The organism is Bacillus sp. JKS001846, assembly GCF_900176455.1.
Lineage (GTDB): Bacteria > Bacillota > Bacilli > Bacillales > Bacillaceae_G > Bacillus_A > Bacillus_A cereus.
On record NZ_FWYG01000001.1, the window covers coordinates 1192950 to 1211781 of the forward strand.

The following is an 18832-nucleotide window of genomic DNA, read 5'->3' on the forward strand; positions in this document are numbered from 1 at the left end:
AGGAATGCAATGAATCAGTTTCGAAGAATGGTAATTATCAACATTATCACATTAATTGTACTAGTTGGCGGCGGTATTGGCGGTTATTACTATTACAATCAAACGGAAAATTACTTAAAAACAGACAATGCAAAGATTGATGGAAAGGTAATTCCGGTTGCTTCACCAGTAGCAGGTAAACTAACTGAATGGAAAGCTGAAGTAGGAAAAAATTATAATGAGAACGATAAATTAGGTACTGTTACTGTAGCGGCAGCTAATGGAGAACAAACAGTAGATGTAACAATTCCACAAAATGCAACAGTTGTACAATCAAACGCGACAACAAATGCTTTCGTTGGAGCAGGTAGCCCGATTGCTTATGCATTTGATATGAACAATTTATGGGTAACAGCAAACATTGAAGAAACAGATGTTGATGATGTTCAAAAAGGTCAAAATGTAGATGTGTATGTAGATGCATACCCAGATACAACGTTAACAGGAAAAGTAGAACAAGTTGGCTTAACAACAGCGAATACATTCTCTATGTTGCCATCAAGCAACGCAACAGCGAACTATACGAAAGTAACACAAGTAGTACCAGTTAAAATTTCTTTAGATCATAGCAAATCAGTAAATATTGTTCCTGGCATGAATGTGACAGTTCGTATTCATAAGTAAGGGGGAGATGAGATGTCCTCAATTGTAATTGCAGGATATGCACTATTTTGTATAATCGTCTTCTTCCTTGTAAATCGTCTTTTACGAAAGAAAAAAACGAAAATGGGAGAAGAACAAGTCCCAGCCGTAAGTAAAATAGAAATAAGTAAAGTTGAAACAGAAGAGAAAGAAATTGAACGAAAGCAAGAATCGGAAATTTCTAATGTAGTTGAGTTAGAAACAGGAAAGCAAGAAGAAGTAAAACAAGAAAAAGAAGTGCCGAAAAAACAAATGTCTACGCCTGTAGAGAATGTGAACGTAAAAGCAGTTGTAGCTGTATTAATTCTCGGCATGTTCGTTTCTATTTTAAACCAAACAATCATTAACGTTGCATTACCTCCGTTAATGAATGAATTTAACGTATCAACTTCAACAGCACAATGGTTAATTACAGGCTTCATGCTTGTAAATGGTATTTTAGTACCGATTAGTGCATTTTTAGTTTCACGATTTACGTATCGTAAATTATTCGTAGCAGCAATGTTATTCTTCACGGTAGGATCTATCATTTGTGCTACTTCCGGAAACTTTACGATGATGATGACGGGCCGCGTAATTCAAGCAGTTGGTGCGGGTATTTTAATGCCGGTTGGTATGAATATCTTTATGACATTGTTCCCGCCTCATAAGCGCGGAGCAGCGATGGGGTTACTAGGTGTAGCGATGATTTTAGCTCCAGCTATCGGACCGACTGTAACAGGTTGGGTAATTGAAAATTACAGCTGGAACTTAATGTTCTATGCGATGTTTATTATCGGTTTAATTATTACGTTCCTATCTTTAAAATTCTTTACACTAGCTCAGCCAGTGTCTAAAACAAAATTAGATGTATTTGGTGTTGTTAGTTCAAGTATTGGGCTAGGAAGCTTGCTGTACGGATTTAGTGAGGCTGGAAATAATAGTTGGACTAGTGCAGAAGTTGTTATTTCACTTATCATTGGTGTAATTGGTTTAGCGTTATTTATTTGGAGAGAGTTAACAACGGACAATAAAATGCTTGATTTACAAGTATTTAAATATCCAGTATTTACTTTCACTTTAGTAATTAACGCAATCGTTACGATGGCATTATTCGGAGGTATGTTATTGCTTCCAGTATATCTGCAAAACATTCGTGGCTTTACGCCAATTGAATCTGGTTTACTACTTCTTCCAGGATCATTAATTATGGGGATCATGGGACCAGTAGCGGGTAAATTATTCGATAAATATGGCATTCGTCCATTAGCGATAATTGGATTGGCAATTACGACGTATGCGACATATGAATTTACAAAATTATCGATGGATACACCGTATAGCGTTATTATGACGGATTATATTATACGTTCAATTGGTATGTCATTCATTATGATGCCAATTATGACGGCTGGTATGAACGCGCTGCCGATGAAATTAATTTCTCACGGTACAGCAACGCAAAATACGTCAAGACAAGTAGCGGGTTCAATCGGAACAGCGATTTTAATTACACTTATGACGCAACAAACGACTGCTCACGTAGCAGATTACGGCAACATGTTAACAACATCAAACCCAATTTTAGTTGATAAAATACATGGCATGGGGCAAAGTTTAGCGGCCTTAGCTGGATCAGCTCAAGCAGGAGACGCGATGAGCACACAACTATTATATGGACAAATTTCAAAGCTATCTGCAATTAACGGTATTAACGATGCCTTCTTAATCGCAACGATACTAGCAGGTATCGCTTGGGTGTTATCGTTCTTCTTACCATCAGGCAATAAACCAAATAGAAAAGCAGGGAATTAATTTCCCTGCTTTTTTTGTCTTTTTAAAGAGTAAGATATAAAAGGTAATAACCACTTACAGAGCATAATCCTGTTATAAATAAAATCGTCCCCATAGAACGAATACTCGATATGTGTCTTCCGTTTACTATAGCTAATAGTCCAGCTAAAGAGAAGAGACCCCAATATAAAGTTCCTGAAATTGGAATCATCCCCTCTAAGTCTATTCCATAACCTATACAAATGATAGGAACAACGATAAGAGATATGCTAATTAAACCAGCTATAATAGTAAATGATTTACGACATTTCATACCAGCAATAATTAAAAAAATGCCGACGATGAATTCGCATAACATTAAAGTAAAAGCTAAAATCATCCAAATTAATATTCCGAACATTTCTGTATTACCTCCGATTTGTGGGTTTCGAAAAAAGTTATATAGAATCAATCACCTACAGACATGAGTACCCAGAAGATAACCCCTAATATTCCAATGGTAAAAATAATGAACCCCATATTACGTATACTTTTAATTTTTGCTTGGAATCCACTTATCCCTGCTAATAATCCAGTTAAAGAAAATAGGGTCCAGTAAAGAGCAGTTGGAATGGGGAATATTGTATCCATATTAATTCCTATACTTAAAAAAACAAAAGGTAGTGTGACAAAGGATAGGCTAAGTAGCCCCATTAAACCAACGAGTAATTTCCGATATTTAATTCCTGTTACTATTAAAAAAATACCACCAGCAATCCCGCATAGTAAGAGAAGTGGCGTGAAAAGCATCCAAATAACACTAAACATATGTAAACTCCTTTATATGAATTAAGTTATATTTTACTACATGAAGTTTATTTTGGATAATATTAATAAATATGTATAAATTGATGGAAATGAGAAGTGATTATACGAATTAATAAAAGAGGTATCGTGAGGATACCTCTTTCTAATTCAAGAATGCCAACATATTATTCATAATATGAAATAACATAGCTGGAATAATGGATTTTGTTTTTTTACATAAAATAGCCATTAATAATCCCATGAAGAAAGTAATGACCATTACGCCAAGTGAGTATGTATGAGCGATACCGAAGAAGAAGCTTGTTATAATCGCTGCAATCCAAAATGGAAAGCGTTCTGAGAAAAAGCGAAGTATAAAGCCACGGAAAATAAGCTCTTCAAAAATTGGTGTGAGTATTGCAAAGCCGAGAAGTAATAATATTTGATACTGCTTAAAGACATCTAAGTTTAGTGCGGAAGATTGCTGCTTTGTAGCGTCTTGGAACACATAATTTAACAAGATGTAATTGAGTAAAATGTTTATAGCGAAGAAAAGAAGTAAGTATACGTATGTACGCCATTCTTTCAGTGCTTTAAAGTTAAATGATTGTAGTAGTAATTTTTTTGCGGGTTCGAATTTAAAAATGAAGAATAACAACACGGCTAGCTGTAATACAATACTTGCAGTATTTACGATAGATTCATACAGGGCAATTTGTTTTTTATCTGTAAGACTGGCTGTATAAATTGTTAAGGGCATTGCGAGGAACACAGTAATAAGTCCGGTTCCGAAAAAAGCGAATACAACGGAGCTAATAAATTGTCCCCATGACATAGAGTATTTCTGTTCATTAGAAAGTTGTGTAGCGGGTTGCATATGTAGAATCACCTCTTTATATTTGTATATTTAATTATAAGGCATTTTGTTTTCAGGCGTAATATTTAAATATTACATATAAAGGTGTATTTTCCATAAAATAATAAAAGAGGTATCACCCTGTAGTGATGCCTCTTTCTCATTGATAACTATGTTCTGTCTTGTTATTCAATTTTGCTTGCTCTATTTGCAATTCACGCTCTACCAATCGATCTAATTGCTGAATTGCTTTAAGTGCTTTTTCATAAGAAATTGTTCGATAATGATGCGCTCCGCCCGGTTCTTCATCTGCTTCGTCTGCCCATTTAATAATATTTTGAAGAGATGTTCTTTCAATTTCTTGTTCCACTAAGAAAGAATCTGTATGAAGAAGAATTGCAATAGAAATTTCTTTTGCTAGTTTTGGATGTTCTCCTAATCTAATAAGTAATTTATGTGCTCTTTCAGCGCCTTTAATTGCGTGTATATCATTCTTTTTATATAAGTCATAATCCCATTCACCGCCTGTGTACCACGTATGATGTCCGATATCATGAAGGAAGCCAGCTTTTGTGGCAGCATCGACTGAGGCGTGATGCTTTTTGGCTAGGTGAAACGCATGGTAAGCGACAGCGATCGCGTGGACCATTCCAGAACGGTTTACGTATTTTTGTGTAATGTGGTGTTTAAAAATTTGTTCAAGCGTAATACGGTGCATAAAACATTCACTCCTTTTATCTTATGGTGTATATGAAGAAAAATCGATCGGTTTAAATGTATTTTGAACATTGTACTCCATCATAGTTCGTTAGTAAAGTAGAAATGTTTAGGAGAAGAAAAAATTTTTCTGCAAAAAAATCACCTTAGCTTATGCAAAGGTGATTTTCAAATTGCTTATTTTTTTAATCCTTGCTCTAGTGTTTCTAACATTTCGTGCTTTTCATTTTCATCAGCGTTTTTCCAAATGACTTCAAATAAAACGCCAAGACCTGGAAGCATTTTTTCTTCACCGCTTTGAATTGCATCGACGATTGTTTCTTGTAATTGATCTTGTGAATTTCCAGATACATTCGCTAATACAGCACCGCGTAAATTAAAACTCATTGCTTTCACCTCTTCTTCAGAATTGAAACTGACGTTAGTTTTTGTTCTTTTTTATGTAAATATGTATGAAAAATAGGCTATAATGATAAGACAAGAAGAGAGGGAAATACATATTATGAAAAACATTGATTCAGTACAAAATCCGCGTGTAAAGCAGTGGAAAAAGCTGCAAACGAAAAAAGAACGCGATAAAAAAGGTTTATTTTTTGTAGAAGGATTCCACTTAGTCGAGGAAGCTTTGAAGGCAGGAATTGTAACAGAACTTATCGTTTCAGATCAGACAGACCTTCCGAAAGATTGGACAGTTAATGATGTGGAAATGTATATCGTACCTGAGGCGATTGTCAAAATACTTCGTGAAACAGAAACGACACAAGGTGTATTTGCTGTTTGTGAGAAGCATGAGAAAGAAGTAGCTCTTACTGATGGGAAATTCCTTTTATTAGATGGCCTGCAAGACCCAGGTAATTTAGGAACAATTATTCGTACAGCTGATGCAGCTGGTATTCACGCCGTTGTGCTTGGAGAAGGTTGTGTTGATGTTTACAATAGTAAAGTACTCCGCTCTACACAAGGCTCTATTTTCCACTTACCAATTGTAAAAGGGAACTTAGAAGAATGGGTAGACAAGTTAAAAGAAAACAACGTTCCTGTATATGGGACAGCTCTTGAAAATGGAGTTCCGTATGGTGAAGTAACGCCGGCTGGCAGTTTTGCATTAATTGTAGGAAATGAAGGAAATGGCGTACGCCAAGAAATTCTTGCAAAAACGGATCAAAACTTGTATATTCCGATTTACGGCGGGGCAGAATCATTAAATGTTGCGGTTGCAGCAGGGATTTTAACGTATTATTTGCAAAGCCCGGTTGCGAACAAATAAAAAACTTCTTATAATAAGTTGAAGTACATTATATTAAAAGTTAAATAACGAAAAACGTTGATAGAGAAGAGTAACTTACAAAATCGCCATATAGGGAGAGAGTGCCGTAGACTGAAAGCATTCTTATGGTAGACGGAAGTGAATTCACCTCTGGAGTTGACGCCAGGACCATGTATATGTAAAGGCGTTCCGGTCAGAATTGATCGTTATAACTAATGAGTGGGCAGACTTGTTCTGTCAATTTAGGGTGGTACCGCGAATTTACCTCGTCCCTTTTTGGGAGCGAGGTTTTTTTATTTTTAAAATTAGGAGGGTTCCAAAATGGAAGCACGTTTAAAAGAGCTAAAGCAAAAAGCGTTAGAGCTTATTGAAGAAGCGAAAGAGCTAAAGGGCTTAAACGACGTACGCGTAGCGTATTTAGGAAAAAAAGGCCCAATTACAGAAGTATTACGCGGCATGGGAAAATTGTCAGCAGAAGAGCGTCCACGTATGGGAGCATTAGTAAATGAAGTGCGTGAAGCGATTCAAACGCGTTTAGATGACAAAATTAGTAACTTAGAAAAAGCAGTAATCGAAGCGAAATTAGCTACTGAAACAATCGATGTTACACTGCCAGGTCGTCCTGTTGAAACAGGTTGTCACCATCCGTTAACAGCTGTTGTTGAGCAAATTGAAGATGTATTCATCGGTATGGGTTATGAAGTAGCTGAAGGAACAGAAGTAGAAAAAGACTACTACAACTTCGAAGCACTAAACTTACCGAAAGATCACCCAGCGCGTGATATGCAAGATACATTCTACATTACAGAAGAAACGTTACTACGTACACATACATCTTCTGTGCAAGCACGTACGATGGAAAATAATAAAGAAAAAGGCCCAATCAAAATTATTTGTCCTGGTAAAGTGTATCGCCGTGATGACGACGATGCGACGCATTCGCATCAGTTCATGCAAATTGAAGGTCTTGTAATTGATAAAAACATTCGTATGAGTGACTTAAAAGGTACACTGCAAGTATTCGTGAAAAAGATGTTCGGTGAAGATCGTGAAATCCGTCTTCGTCCAAGTTTCTTCCCATTCACAGAGCCATCTGTAGAGATGGATATTTCTTGTATGATGTGTCATGGCAAAGGTTGCGGCACTTGTAAAGGAACTGGCTGGATTGAAATTCTAGGCGCAGGTATGGTTCACCCGAACGTACTTGAAATGGCTGGTTATGATTCAAAAGAATATCAAGGTTTCGCATTCGGTATGGGCGCAGAGCGTATCGCAATGTTGAAATACGGAGTAGATGACATTCGTCATTTCTATACAAATGATGTACGTTTCTTACAACAATTCAAACGAGCGTAAGGGAAGGAGAGGATAAATATGTTCGTATCATATCGTTGGTTACAAGAGTATGTAGATATTAAAGATGTAACAGCACAAGAACTAGCAGACAAAATCACGAAAAGTGGTATTGAAGTAGAAGGCGTTGAAGTATTAAATAAAGGTGTAAAAGGTGTTGTAGTTGGTCACGTATTAGAATGTGAAAAACACCCAGAAGCTGATAAATTAAGCAAATGCTTAATCGATATCGGTGAAGAAGAGCCAGTTCAAATTATTTGTGGAGCTGCTAACATTGCAAAAGGTTTAAAAGTACCAGTTGCAAAAGTTGGAGCTGTACTTCCTGGTAACTTCAAAATCAAAAAAGCAAAACTACGTGGTGAAGCTTCTCACGGTATGGTTTGTGCTCTTCAAGAGCTTGGTATTGATGGAAAGTTAGTTTCAAAAGAATACGCAGATGGTATCTTCATCTTCCCAAGTGACGCTGAAGTTGGTGCAGATGCACTTGAAATTTTAAACTTACACGATGAAGTACTTGAGCTTGGCTTAACACCAAACCGTGCAGATTGCCTAAACATGTTAGGTGTTGCATATGAAGTAGCTGCTATTTATGGCCGCGAAGTAAAACTTCCAGCTATCGACTTACAAGAAACAGCAGAAAAAACTTCTGATTATATTTCTGTAAGTGTAGAAGCGAAAGAAGAAAACCCGTTATACATTGCAAAAATGGTTAAAAACGTAAAGATTGGTCCATCACCAATGTGGATGCAAACTCGTCTTATGGCAGCTGGCATTCGTCCAATTAGCAACGTAGTTGATATTACAAACTACATTTTAATGGAATACGGTCAACCGTTACATGCATTCGATTACGATAAATTAGGTTCAAAAGAAATCGTTGTTCGTCTTGCAAAAGAAGGCGAAAAAATTGAAACGTTAGATGATCAAGAGCGTACATTACAAAGCCACCATCTTGTAATTACAAACGGCACGAAAGCTTTAGCTGTTGCTGGTGTAATGGGCGGGGCGGATTCTGAAGTTACAAATGAGACAGTAAACGTTCTAATTGAGTCTGCATACTTTGCAGGTCAAACAGTACGTCGTACATCAAAAGACTTAGGTCTTCGTAGTGAATCAAGTGCACGTTTCGAAAAAGGAATCGATCCAACACGTACATTTGAAGCAATTCAACACGCAGCTGCTTTAATGGCGAAATATGCTGGCGGTGAAGCACTTGAAGGTGTAGTAGAAGCTGACAACTTACAAGTACAAGAGCGTACAGTATCTGTTACTGCTGAAAAAGTAAACCGTGTATTAGGTACAAATATTTCTGCGAGTGAAATGGGTACAATGTTCACAAACTTGAAATTCCCATTTACAGAAGTAGAAGGAACATTCCATGTAAATATACCAGCACGTCGTCCTGATATTACAATTTCAGAAGACTTAGTAGAAGAAGTGGGCCGTCTATACGGTTATGACCACATTCCAGTTACATTACCTTCTGGAACGATGACTCGTGGTAAATTAACATCAGCACAAACGAAACGTCGTAAAGTACGCCGCTTCTTAGAGGGTGCTGGTTTATATGAAGCAATTACGTATTCATTAACAAGCGCTGACAAAGCGAAACAATATATGGTTGAGCCAAACGAAAAGGCGCCTGTAGGTCTTGCACTTCCAATGAGTGAAGAACGTAGCCAACTTCGTTTAAGCTTAGTACCGCAATTACTAGAAGCAGTTTCATACAATGTCGCTCGTAAAAACGACAGCGTTGCTTTATACGAAGTAGGTTCTATCTTCTTACCGACAGAAGAAGGAGAACTTCCGAAAGAAGAACAACATCTTGCAGGTGTTATGACAGGTCTTGCTCTTCACCATGCATGGCAAGGTGAGAAGAAAGTAGTAGACTTCTTCGTTGTGAAAGGTGTACTAGAAGGACTATTCGACGTGCTTGGCGTTTCAAATCAAATCACATATGCACCGGCAAAACGTGAAGGTATGCACCCAGGCCGTACAGCTGACATCGTATTAGATGGCGAAGTAATTGGTTTCATCGGTCAATTGCACCCAGAAGCAGAAAAACAATTAGATGTGAAAAATACATTCGTATTTGAATTATCTCTTGTAAAAGTATTCGGTGCAGACGCTGAGGAAACTTACTACTCAGCAATTCCACGTTTCCCATCTATGACACGTGACATGGCTGTTGTAGTAACAAAAGAAACAAAAGCTGGTGAAATGAAGCAAGTCATTGCTGAAGCTGGCGGAGAACTTCTGAAAGACGTAACACTATTCGACTTATACGAAGGTGAAAAAATGGAAGAAGGCAAGAAATCACTTGCATTCTCTATGACTTACTTCGATGCAGAACGTACATTAACAGACGAAGAAGTAACAGAAGCACATAACCGTGTACTAACAACGGTAGAAGAGAAATTCGGTGCGGAGTTACGTAAGTAATTAGAAAATTGCCGGATTCATTCCGGCAATTTTTTTATTGGATTGGTTGTCGGACACTGTCGGTAAGTCGATATATTACAAAAATCGCTCATATATTTTCCGACACCTTGCATCTTTCTCTCGAATGTAGTACATTAATTTTAGTTTAACAAAATGAAAGACGATGATAAGGAAAAGTAGTATATACTATAATCCAAAGCGAGTCAGGGACGGTGAGAGCCTGATGAGGCGGTATATGTGAAGAACACCTTGGAGTTGCTAACCGAAATTGAATTTTGTATTCAAGAGTAGACTTAGACGGGAATCCGGCCTGTTACAAACCGGGAAGTATGTATTACATACGAGTTAAAGTTGGTCTTTATGACAAATTGGGTGGTACCGCGAAGTTTAACCTTTCGTCCCTTTATGGATGAAAGGTTTTTTTGTATTTAAATATATGAGCAAAGGAGAATTTCACTATGGAAAACACATTAGTAAAAAGTCTGTATAGAGATACAGAAAAGTATGCAGATCAAACAGTACAAGTATCAGGGTGGATTCGTAACTTACGTGATTCAAAAGCATTTGGTTTCATCGAATTAAACGACGGTAGCTTCTTTAAAAGCGTTCAAATCGTTTTCGATACAGAATTAGAGAACTTCAAAGAAATTGCAAAACTTCCACTTAGCTCTTCAGTTAAAGTAGAAGGTAAAGTAATTGCAACGCCGGGAGCGAAGCAACCATTTGAAATTAAAGCAGAAAAAATTGATATCGAGGGTTTATCAGATTCTGATTACCCACTTCAAAAGAAACGTCATACGTTTGAATACTTACGTACAATCGCTCACTTACGTCCAAGAACAAATGCATTCTCTGCAACGTTCCGCGTACGTTCTATCGCAGCATTTGCGATTCACCAATTCTTCCAAGAGCGTGGATTCGTACATGTTCACACACCAATCATCACTGGTAGTGATACAGAAGGTGCTGGCGAAATGTTCCGCGTAACAACGCAAGATTTAAATAACCTACCAAAAGGTGAAGACGGAAAAGTTGATGAGTCAAAAGACTTCTTCGGTAAAGAAACAAACTTAACAGTAAGTGGACAGCTGAACGCTGAAGCTTATGCATTAGCATTCCGTGACGTATACACATTCGGACCTACATTCCGTGCAGAAAACTCAAACACAACTCGCCACGCTGCTGAGTTCTGGATGGTTGAGCCTGAGATTGCATTCGCTGAACTAGGGGACGTAATGAACCTTACAGAAGATATGCTGAAATATGCAATGAAATACGTATTAGAGCATGCACCAGAAGAAATGGAATTCTTCAACAGCTTCGTTGATAAAACAGTTCTTGAGCGCATGAACAACGTAATTAACTCTGACTTCGGTCGCATCACTTATACAGAAGCAATTAAAGTGCTTCAAGAATCAGGTGCTGACTTCAAATACCCAGTAGAATGGGGAATTGACTTACAAACAGAGCACGAAAGATACTTATCAGAAGAAATCTTCAAACGCCCTGTATTCGTAACTGACTATCCGAAAGACATTAAAGCATTCTACATGCGTTTAAATGAAGACGGTAAAACAGTAGCTGCTACTGACCTTCTAGTTCCTGGCATCGGCGAATTAATCGGCGGAAGCCAACGTGAAGAAAGAATGGACGTTTTAGTAGACAGAATTAAAGAATTAGGTATGAACGAAGAGGACTACTGGTGGTACTTAGAACTTAGAAAATACGGCGGTACAAAACACGCTGGATTCGGTCTAGGTTTCGAGCGCTTCCTAATGTACATCACTGGTATGGCTAACATCCGTGACGTAATTCCATTCCCAAGAACTCCAGGTTCTTCTGAATTCTAAAATATGAAAAAAGGCGAGAGGATTTCCTCTCGCTTTTTATTTTACATATTGTATAGTTTATTCCCTCGTAGCAAAAAGTAACGCGAAGGGGTGAATATAAATGAGTAAAAAAGTGAAAAAAGATCATTCAAGATCGGGCCTAGGTTCTCCAGAAGTTGAAGGACAAGGAACGACGACACATGAAACAGGTTCTCATAAAGTATCTTCATCAAATAAGAAGCAGAAACGAAGCTAACATAACAAAGGAGAGTCTTAAGGGCTCTCCTTTGTTATGTGTTACATCTTATTATCGTTAATTTCTTTTGTAATCTTATTTATGTCTTTGTCTAATCGATCTAAATAGAAAAACCACAGTAAACTCATGAACACGTAATAGATGGCCATCACGCCAAGATTATCATATATATTTTCGAATGTGGATTTAGTAGTGAAAAAAGCTCCCCAAATGATAGAAATAGTGAGGTAAGAAAGTGGACCTACGAGGTGTACGAAAGCATATCGTACCTTTTTAACTTTTACAGCGTTCATATGAAAAACCTCCTTTTTCTAATCATACATTCAAGTTCTTCACAGAAGTGTTGTAGTTTTGCTGGATTATGTATTAACAAGCGTGCATCGTGTTTCCCGATAAATCTTCGAATCCGAAAGTTTAATAAGAAAGATCGACCATAACGTTCTATTAAATCGTTGAACGCTGGTTGTTCACTTAGTAGCTGAATGTTTTCTCTAATTTCGAACTGTCTTTCGTGTGGATCGCCTAGTAAAATATTTAGAATCATTTGTAGAAGTAGCAATGTAGATCTCCTCCTATGTTAGAATAATCTGTATATTATAATTATAACAAAACTATAAGGACAATAGTAGGATGAAACAAAAAACAGGAGTTTGTAGGCTCCTGTTTTTGTCGATACTATTTTAATAAGCGAAGCGCCTTCTCCGTATTAGCGAAATGCAGTTTCACAAACTCGGGTAATCGTTCTTTACCAAGCTTTTGAATTAATTTAGCAGCAGCGATATCAACTTGTTTACCAGCACCTTTCGGAAGTGGCATACCAGCTTTTTTACTTAGTTCGTCAAACTGTTTTACGAATGAGTAGCGAGCTAAAATAGAAGCAGCGGCTACTGCTAAATGGACGCTTTCACCTTTCGTAGCAAAATAAACATTTTCACGCTGTACCTGTTTTTGTTTTGCTAAATATTTGTAGTATGTATCAGGTTGTGTGAATTGGTCGATTAAGACGCCTTCAGGTTTTGTAGGTGCCATTTTCGCTAATAAGTTTGTAATAGCTTTATTATGTAGCAAGGCTTTTAACTTACCTTGGTTGTTTCCTTTATCAAATAGCTCGTTATATTTTTCATTATGAAGGACAAGAGAGCTATAAGGAACAACGTGTAGAAGTTGTTTCGCAATGGCAGTAATTTGATCGTCATTTAAGTTTTTAGAGTCTTTTACACCAAGTTCTTTTAGTAGTGGAATTTGCTTCGCCTCCACATATACAGCAACGACTGTCATCGGTCCAAAGAAATCTCCCGTACCAACTTCATCAGACCCTACAATAGACATTGTACTGATGGAAGTAGGCGGCGCATAACGATGGGAATCGACAGATTTTTTTACAGCTGTTTTCGGCGCGTGAGAGACAGTTTGCCAACGAGAAGCTTCTGCTTCAGCGCGGCCTCCTTGGAACATTACTTTTCCAGATTTATACGCTGTAATCGTGCAAGATGGCACCTTAGCCATAAAGATACCGCCTTGCGGAATTTTCGGGCTAAGTGAATGTTTATATTGTTGTTTCATGTCTTCAATTACTGTAGAATTTGTTTGAATTACGATAGAATTTGACATAATGGTCGCCCCTTTTTTTATATTGTTATTTTTATCATATCGGATTGTTCTTTCTGTTTCCATATTATGAAGGTTCATGGTATGATAAACTTTAGGATTCTGTACGTGATTGGAGGCCGGTGAGTTGTCACAACAAAAGGGAAAGAAAAGTCGAATTAATGTAGAAATCTATGGTCAGCAATATTCAGTTGTTGGCGATGAAAGTACAAGTCATATCCGCATGGTAGCAGCGATTGTGGATGATAAAATGCGCGAACTCAATGCCAAGAATCCTTCGCTTGACACGAGTAGACTAGCGGTATTGACGGCGGTAAACGTCATACACGATTACATAAAATTAAAAGAAGAACATGAGAAATTGAAAGAAAGTATGACAAAAAAAGGAATGGAATAACATGATTGATATTATTATCATTTTACTGCTTGTTATGGGATTTTTCCTCGGCTTACGCAGAGGGTTTATTCTGCAACTTGTAAAGTTAACAAGCTTTATTATCGCATACCTTGTTGCATACTGGTACTGTAAAGATTTAGCGCCAGCACTTGCGAAATTTATTCCGTATCCATTTGATAAAAACGTATCTGTTCCAGAATGGATTGATGCAAATAATATTGAGACAGTATTTTATCAAGCGCTTGCGTTTATCATATTGTTTATTATTACAAAAATAGCACTTTCATTACTTGGTAATTTGTTAAATATGTTTGCAGAAATACCGGTTTTAAAGCAAGTAAATGCGTTTGCGGGGGCAATCCTCGGATTTTTAGAAGTATATATTGTTTTGTTTGTCTTAATTATCATTGGAAACATTCTTCCGATTGAACAAGTACAAACACCATTACAAAAATCATCAATTAGCAAAATAATTGTAGACGATACACCGATTCTATCTGAAAAGGTGAAGGAACTATGGCAGACAGGTAGCAGAGTATAACTTCTCTTTTTTCGGAAAGAGAAGTTTTTTTCTATGAAAGAAAGGCGGGGTAATGATGAAAGTAAATAAAAAACAAGTTATCAAATTATTAGAGACAATCGGGCTTTTTATGGAACTAAAGGGTGCGAATCCATTTAAAATATCTGCATTTCGTAAAGCGGCAGCAGCATTAGAAAGTGACGATCGTAGTCTTTCTGAGATTGAAGATTTCACAAAGATTCCGGGCATCGGAAAAGGAACAGCAGCCGTTATTCAAGAATATATAGAATCGGGAACATCTGAAGTATTACAAGAACTTGAAAAAGAAGTACCGAGTAGCTTATTGCCGTTATTAAAACTACCAGGTCTTGGTGGTAAAAAGGTGGCTAAGTTATATAAAGAGCTAGGCGTTATTGATATGGAGACGTTAAAAGCTGCTTGTGAGGAAAATAAAGTACAAGCTTTAGCTGGTTTCGGTAAGAAGACAGAAGAGAAAATATTAGAAGCAATCGATCAAGTAGGCTCTCGTCCAGAGCGTTTACCAATTGCGATGGTATTGCCTATTGCCGGGGAAATAGAGGAGAAATTGTCGAATATTGCTGAAGTAATTCGTTTCTCTCGTGCTGGTAGTTTGCGCCGTGTTCGTGAAACAGTGAAAGATTTAGATTTTATCATTGCAACGACAGAACCAGCAACGGTACGTGAGCATTTACTACAATTCGATAATATGATTGAGGTAATCGCAAGTGGGGATACGAAAGTTTCTGTTCGTCTTCAATATGAATATGATATTTCAATCGATTTCCGCTTAGTAAAACCAGAAGAGTTTATTACAACACTTCACCATTTCACAGGATCAAAAGACCATAACGTAAAAATGCGTCAAATCGCAAAAGATAAAGGCGAGAAAATTAGTGAGTACGGTGTAGAGAACTTAGAAACAGGTGAAGTGAAAACATTTGAGACTGAAGAAGACTTCTTTGCTCATTTCGGTCTACCATTTATTCCGCCAGAAGTGCGTGAAGATGGAAAAGAAATTGAATTAATTAAAGAGTATCCGAACTTAATTCAGTTTTCCGATATACAAGGTGATTTACATATGCATACAACTTGGAGTGACGGTGCTTTTTCTATTGAAGAAATGGTACAAGCGTGCCGTGCTCGTGGATATAAGTTTATGGCGATTACTGATCACTCGCAATACTTAAAAGTAGCGAATGGTTTAACGAAAGAGCGTCTTCGTGAGCAAGCGAAAGAAATTGAACGTATGAATGAAAAGTATCCAGACATTACAATTTTACGCGGAATTGAAATGGACATTTTACCAGATGCCTCGCTTGATTTTGATGATGAAGTATTAGAAGAATTAGACTATGTTATTGGAGCGATTCACTCTAGCTTCTCACAAGACCGTGAAACGATCATGAAGCGTCTGCGTACTGCACTTGAGAATAAACATGTCACAATGATTGCTCATCCGACAGGACGTCTTCTCGGGCGCCGTGAGGGTTATGATGTAGATACAGATTTATTAATTGAACTCGCAAAAGAGACAAATACAGTTTTAGAATTAAATGCGAATCCGAACCGTCTAGATTTAAGCGCTAAATTATTAAAACAAGCACAAGATGCTGGTGTAAAAGTAGCGATTAATACAGATGCTCATACACTTGAAATGTTAGAAGATATGGAAACAGGTGTAGCAGCAGCACGTAAAGGTTGGATTCAAAAAGATAACGTGATTAACACATGGGATATTGAACGTTTATTAGACTATATTAAACGTAATAAGTAACGCAAGGGGGACCTGCAACATGTTAGAAAGAACGTTGCGTGTATTAGAATACAATAAAGTAAAAGAACAATTACTTGAACATACAGCCTCTTCACTTGGCCGTGACAAAGTGAAGCATTTAGTGCCGAGCACTGATTTTGAAGAAATTGTAGAAATGCAAGATACAACGGATGAAGCAGCGAAAGTTATTCGTTTAAAAGGTAGTGCACCATTAGGTGGTATTACGGATATTCGCTCAAATGTGAAGCGTGCAAAAATTGGGAGTATGTTAAGTCCAAATGAATTACTTGATATTGCGAATACGATGTATGGTAGTCGTAATATGAAACGTTTCATTGAAGATATGGCTGATAACGGTGTCGAGCTTCCGATTTTAGAAACTCACGTCGCTCAAATTGTATCTTTATATGATTTAGAAAAGAAAATTACAAATTGTATCGGTGACGGCGGTGAAGTAGTCGATAGCGCAAGTGATAAACTGCGTGGTATTCGTACTCAAATTCGTACTGCGGAAAGCCGTATTCGTGAAAAATTAGAAAATATGACGCGCTCTTCAAATGCGCAAAAGATGCTGTCTGACTCGATTGTAACGATTCGTAACGAACGTTACGTAATCCCAGTAAAACAAGAATACCGCGGCGTATATGGTGGTATTGTTCACGATCAATCAGCTTCTGGACAAACGTTATTTATTGAACCGCAAGTCATTGTAGAATTAAATAACGCACTGCAAGAAGCTCGTGTGAAAGAGAAACAAGAAATCGAACGCATCTTATTGATGTTAACAGAAGAAGTGGCAGTAGAAGCCGATATCGTTTTATCAAACGTAGAAGTAGTTGCGAATCTTGATTTCATTTTTGCGAAAGCTTTTTATGCAAAGCGAATTAAAGCAACGAAACCAATCGTAAATAACGAGCGTTATATGGATTTAAGACAAGCTCGCCATCCGCTAATCGATCCAGAAATTATTGTGCCAAATAACATTATGTTAGGTAAAGATTTCACGACAATTGTTATTACAGGACCGAATACAGGTGGTAAAACAGTTACGCTGAAAACAGTTGGTATTTGTGTTTTAATGGCGCAATCTGGTCTTCACATTCCAGTAATGGATGAGTCAGAGATTTGTGTGTTTAAAAATATATTTGCTGATATCGGTGATGAGCAATCGATTGAACAAAGTTTAAGTACGTTCTCCTCACATATGGTGAACATCGTTGATATTTTAGAAAAAGCTGATTTTGAAAGCTTAGTTTTATTCGATGAATTAGGTGCTGGAACAGACCCACAAGAAGGGGCTGCACTAGCAATTTCGATTTTAGATGAAGTATGTAATCGCGGTGCTCGCGTTGTTGCAACGACGCATTATCCAGAATTAAAAGCATACGGATATAACCGTGAGCAAGTTATTAATGCGAGTGTTGAGTTTGATGTAAATACATTAAGTCCAACTTATAAATTATTAATCGGTGTACCAGGCCGTAGTAATGCCTTTGAAATTTCGAAACGTCTTGGATTATCTGATCGCGTTATTGACCAAGCACGCAACCACATTAGTACAGATACGAATAAAATTGAAAATATGATTGCGAAGTTAGAAGAAAGCCAGAAGAACGCAGAGCGTGACTGGAACGAAGCAGAAGCACTTCGCAAACAATCTGAAAAACTTCATCGTGAATTACAACGTCAAATTATTGAATTTAACGAAGATCGCGATGAACGATTATTAAAAGCGCAAAAAGAAGGGGAAGAAAAAGTCGAAGCTGCAAAGAAAGAAGCAGAAGGCATTATTCAAGAACTTCGTCAATTGCGTAAAGCACAGCTTGCAAACGTGAAAGACCACGAGTTAATTGAAGCGAAGAGCCGTCTAGAAGGCGCAGCACCAGAGCTTGTTAAGAAACAAAAAGTAAACGTGAAAAACACTGCGCCGAAACAACAGTTACGTGCAGGTGATGAAGTAAAAGTATTAACGTTCGGTCAAAAAGGTCAATTACTTGAAAAAGTAAGCGATACTGAGTGGAGCGTACAAATCGGTATTCTGAAGATGAAAGTAAAAGAATCTAACATGGAATACATTAACACACCGAAGCAAACAGAGAAAAAAGCAGTTGCAACGGTAAAAGGTAGAGACTATCACGTTTCATTAGAACTTGACCTTCGTGGTGAGCGATTTGAAAATGCAATGGCGCGCGTTGAGAAATACTTAGACGATGCCCAGCTTGCAAGCTATCCTCGCGTATCAATTATTCACGGTAAAGGAACAGGAGCACTTCGCCAAGGTGTACAAGATTACTTGAAGAAGCATCGCGGTGTAAAAACCTTCCGTTACGGTGACATGGGCGAGGGAGGCCTAGGCGTAACAGTTGTCGAATTAAAATAGAAAACAACGAAACAAAGGGGAAACCATTATATGTTTATGGACAAACTTGCAAAAGTATTGTTAGCTTGTTGCGGAATATTTTTGGTGATTGGGGTTATTTATTTAGTTGTTTTTGCGAAGTGAAAAAGCGTCAATCGTGGCAGAATGATATTGCCATAGATTGACGCTTTTA

General features: G+C 37.5%; 19 protein-coding genes and 2 other annotated features. Of the genes, 11 read left to right on the forward strand and 8 right to left on the reverse strand.

Annotated features, from left to right (window positions below):
* The first annotated feature begins 9 nt into the window (after positions 1-9).
* Positions 10-663, forward strand: coding sequence for an HlyD family secretion protein (locus tag B9A45_RS06540; protein WP_001071421.1), 654 nt, complete (start codon positions 10-12; stop codon positions 661-663).
* A 12-nt stretch (positions 664-675) separates the two neighbouring features.
* On the forward strand, positions 676-2475 hold the full coding sequence (locus tag B9A45_RS06545) for a DHA2 family efflux MFS transporter permease subunit (RefSeq protein WP_000095272.1): 1800 nt from the start codon (positions 676-678) through the stop codon (positions 2473-2475).
* Between the two features lie 22 nt (positions 2476-2497).
* Here B9A45_RS06545 and B9A45_RS06550 read toward each other — a convergent pair whose 3' ends face one another.
* From B9A45_RS06550 to sspI, 5 genes are all read right to left on the reverse strand, one after another.
* Entirely contained in the window at positions 2498-2854 is a 357-nt protein-coding gene (locus B9A45_RS06550; RefSeq protein WP_002062504.1) for a hypothetical protein, read from the reverse strand.
* Positions 2855-2901: 47 nt separating this feature from the next.
* Positions 2902-3261, reverse strand: coding sequence for a hypothetical protein (locus B9A45_RS06555; RefSeq protein WP_000493175.1), 360 nt, complete (start codon positions 3259-3261; stop codon positions 2902-2904).
* Positions 3262-3403: 142 nt separating this feature from the next.
* Positions 3404-4117 carry a CPBP family intramembrane glutamic endopeptidase gene (locus B9A45_RS06560; protein ID WP_001182126.1) on the reverse strand — a complete coding sequence of 238 codons (714 nt, stop codon included), beginning with the start codon at positions 4115-4117 and terminating at the stop codon, positions 3404-3406.
* Positions 4118-4256: 139 nt separating this feature from the next.
* Entirely contained in the window at positions 4257-4814 is a 558-nt protein-coding gene (locus tag B9A45_RS06565) for an HD domain-containing protein (RefSeq protein WP_000554786.1), read from the reverse strand.
* Positions 4815-4990: 176 nt separating this feature from the next.
* Positions 4991-5200 carry a small acid-soluble spore protein SspI gene (sspI, locus tag B9A45_RS06570; RefSeq protein WP_000009509.1) on the reverse strand — a complete coding sequence of 70 codons (210 nt, stop codon included), beginning with the start codon at positions 5198-5200 and terminating at the stop codon, positions 4991-4993.
* Between the two features lie 82 nt (positions 5201-5282).
* On the opposite strand from sspI, the gene B9A45_RS06575 reads away from it, so the two are divergent.
* From B9A45_RS06575 to B9A45_RS06595, 5 genes are all read left to right on the forward strand, one after another.
* Positions 5283-6080 (forward strand): TrmH family RNA methyltransferase, encoded by a 798-nt coding sequence (locus tag B9A45_RS06575; protein ID WP_001986644.1) that lies wholly within the window; start codon positions 5283-5285, stop codon positions 6078-6080.
* A 48-nt stretch (positions 6081-6128) separates the two neighbouring features.
* Positions 6129-6357, forward strand: a binding site (T-box leader).
* A 44-nt stretch (positions 6358-6401) separates the two neighbouring features.
* Complete coding sequence (pheS, locus tag B9A45_RS06580) at positions 6402-7436, forward strand: phenylalanine--tRNA ligase subunit alpha (RefSeq protein ID WP_000388219.1); 1035 nt, start codon at positions 6402-6404, stop codon at positions 7434-7436.
* Between the two features lie 18 nt (positions 7437-7454).
* On the forward strand, positions 7455-9875 hold the full coding sequence (pheT, locus tag B9A45_RS06585; protein WP_016110774.1) for a phenylalanine--tRNA ligase subunit beta: 2421 nt from the start codon (positions 7455-7457) through the stop codon (positions 9873-9875).
* 154 nt (positions 9876-10029) lie between these two features.
* Positions 10030-10281: a binding site (T-box leader), on the forward strand.
* Between the two features lie 52 nt (positions 10282-10333).
* The gene (asnS, locus tag B9A45_RS06590) at positions 10334-11725 is read left to right on the forward strand and encodes an asparagine--tRNA ligase (RefSeq protein WP_000432177.1); all 1392 of its coding nucleotides are present in this window, start codon (positions 10334-10336) and stop codon (positions 11723-11725) included.
* A gap of 100 nt (positions 11726-11825) precedes the next feature.
* Positions 11826-11960 carry a YuzL family protein gene (locus tag B9A45_RS06595; protein ID WP_000039590.1) on the forward strand — a complete coding sequence of 45 codons (135 nt, stop codon included), beginning with the start codon at positions 11826-11828 and terminating at the stop codon, positions 11958-11960.
* Between the two features lie 41 nt (positions 11961-12001).
* On the opposite strand, the gene B9A45_RS06600 is transcribed toward B9A45_RS06595, so the two are convergent.
* The 3 genes from B9A45_RS06600 to rnhC form a co-directional block, all read right to left on the reverse strand.
* Positions 12002-12253 carry a hypothetical protein gene (locus B9A45_RS06600; RefSeq protein WP_000994764.1) on the reverse strand — a complete coding sequence of 84 codons (252 nt, stop codon included), beginning with the start codon at positions 12251-12253 and terminating at the stop codon, positions 12002-12004.
* Complete coding sequence (locus B9A45_RS06605; protein WP_000925537.1) at positions 12250-12519, reverse strand: hypothetical protein; 270 nt, start codon at positions 12517-12519, stop codon at positions 12250-12252. The genes B9A45_RS06600 and B9A45_RS06605 overlap by 4 nt, the downstream gene beginning before the upstream one ends.
* 116 nt (positions 12520-12635) lie before the next feature.
* Complete coding sequence (gene rnhC, locus B9A45_RS06610) at positions 12636-13571, reverse strand: ribonuclease HIII (protein WP_016110773.1); 936 nt, start codon at positions 13569-13571, stop codon at positions 12636-12638.
* 124 nt (positions 13572-13695) lie between these two features.
* Here rnhC and zapA point away from each other — a divergent pair, with 124 nt between their 5' ends.
* The 4 genes from zapA to B9A45_RS06630 are packed head-to-tail and all read left to right on the forward strand — an operon-like array spanning position 13696 to position 18660.
* On the forward strand, positions 13696-13965 hold the full coding sequence (zapA, locus tag B9A45_RS06615) for a cell division protein ZapA (protein ID WP_000082701.1): 270 nt from the start codon (positions 13696-13698) through the stop codon (positions 13963-13965).
* Position 13966: 1 nt separating this feature from the next.
* A complete protein-coding gene (locus tag B9A45_RS06620; RefSeq protein WP_000565412.1) occupies positions 13967-14506 on the forward strand; it encodes a CvpA family protein in 540 nt (179 codons plus the stop codon).
* A gap of 55 nt (positions 14507-14561) precedes the next feature.
* Positions 14562-16280, forward strand: a complete 1719-nt coding sequence (gene polX / locus B9A45_RS06625) for a DNA polymerase/3'-5' exonuclease PolX (protein ID WP_000867520.1) — start codon at positions 14562-14564, stop codon at positions 16278-16280.
* A gap of 19 nt (positions 16281-16299) precedes the next feature.
* Entirely contained in the window at positions 16300-18660 is a 2361-nt protein-coding gene (locus B9A45_RS06630; RefSeq protein ID WP_000893713.1) for an endonuclease MutS2, read from the forward strand.
* Positions 18661-18832 lie beyond the last annotated feature (172 nt).

Coding starts and splice junctions, on each gene's coding strand:
- polX (WP_000867520.1), top strand. CDS start 14,562: ATGAAAGTAAATAAAAAACAAGTTATCAAATTATTAGAGACAATCGGG.
- B9A45_RS06630 (WP_000893713.1), top strand. CDS start 16,300: ATGTTAGAAAGAACGTTGCGTGTATTAGAATACAATAAAGTAAAAGAA.
- B9A45_RS06560 (WP_001182126.1), bottom strand. CDS start 4,117: ATGCAACCCGCTACACAACTTTCTAATGAACAGAAATACTCTATGTCA.
- sspI (WP_000009509.1), bottom strand. CDS start 5,200: ATGAGTTTTAATTTACGCGGTGCTGTATTAGCGAATGTATCTGGAAAT.
- B9A45_RS06595 (WP_000039590.1), top strand. CDS start 11,826: ATGAGTAAAAAAGTGAAAAAAGATCATTCAAGATCGGGCCTAGGTTCT.
- B9A45_RS06620 (WP_000565412.1), top strand. CDS start 13,967: ATGATTGATATTATTATCATTTTACTGCTTGTTATGGGATTTTTCCTC.
- B9A45_RS06600 (WP_000994764.1), bottom strand. CDS start 12,253: ATGAACGCTGTAAAAGTTAAAAAGGTACGATATGCTTTCGTACACCTC.
- rnhC (WP_016110773.1), bottom strand. CDS start 13,571: ATGTCAAATTCTATCGTAATTCAAACAAATTCTACAGTAATTGAAGAC.
- B9A45_RS06540 (WP_001071421.1), top strand. CDS start 10: ATGAATCAGTTTCGAAGAATGGTAATTATCAACATTATCACATTAATT.
- asnS (WP_000432177.1), top strand. CDS start 10,334: ATGGAAAACACATTAGTAAAAAGTCTGTATAGAGATACAGAAAAGTAT.
- B9A45_RS06565 (WP_000554786.1), bottom strand. CDS start 4,814: ATGCACCGTATTACGCTTGAACAAATTTTTAAACACCACATTACACAA.
- B9A45_RS06555 (WP_000493175.1), bottom strand. CDS start 3,261: ATGTTTAGTGTTATTTGGATGCTTTTCACGCCACTTCTCTTACTATGC.
- pheS (WP_000388219.1), top strand. CDS start 6,402: ATGGAAGCACGTTTAAAAGAGCTAAAGCAAAAAGCGTTAGAGCTTATT.
- pheT (WP_016110774.1), top strand. CDS start 7,455: ATGTTCGTATCATATCGTTGGTTACAAGAGTATGTAGATATTAAAGAT.
- B9A45_RS06545 (WP_000095272.1), top strand. CDS start 676: ATGTCCTCAATTGTAATTGCAGGATATGCACTATTTTGTATAATCGTC.
- B9A45_RS06550 (WP_002062504.1), bottom strand. CDS start 2,854: ATGTTCGGAATATTAATTTGGATGATTTTAGCTTTTACTTTAATGTTA.
- B9A45_RS06575 (WP_001986644.1), top strand. CDS start 5,283: ATGATAAGACAAGAAGAGAGGGAAATACATATTATGAAAAACATTGAT.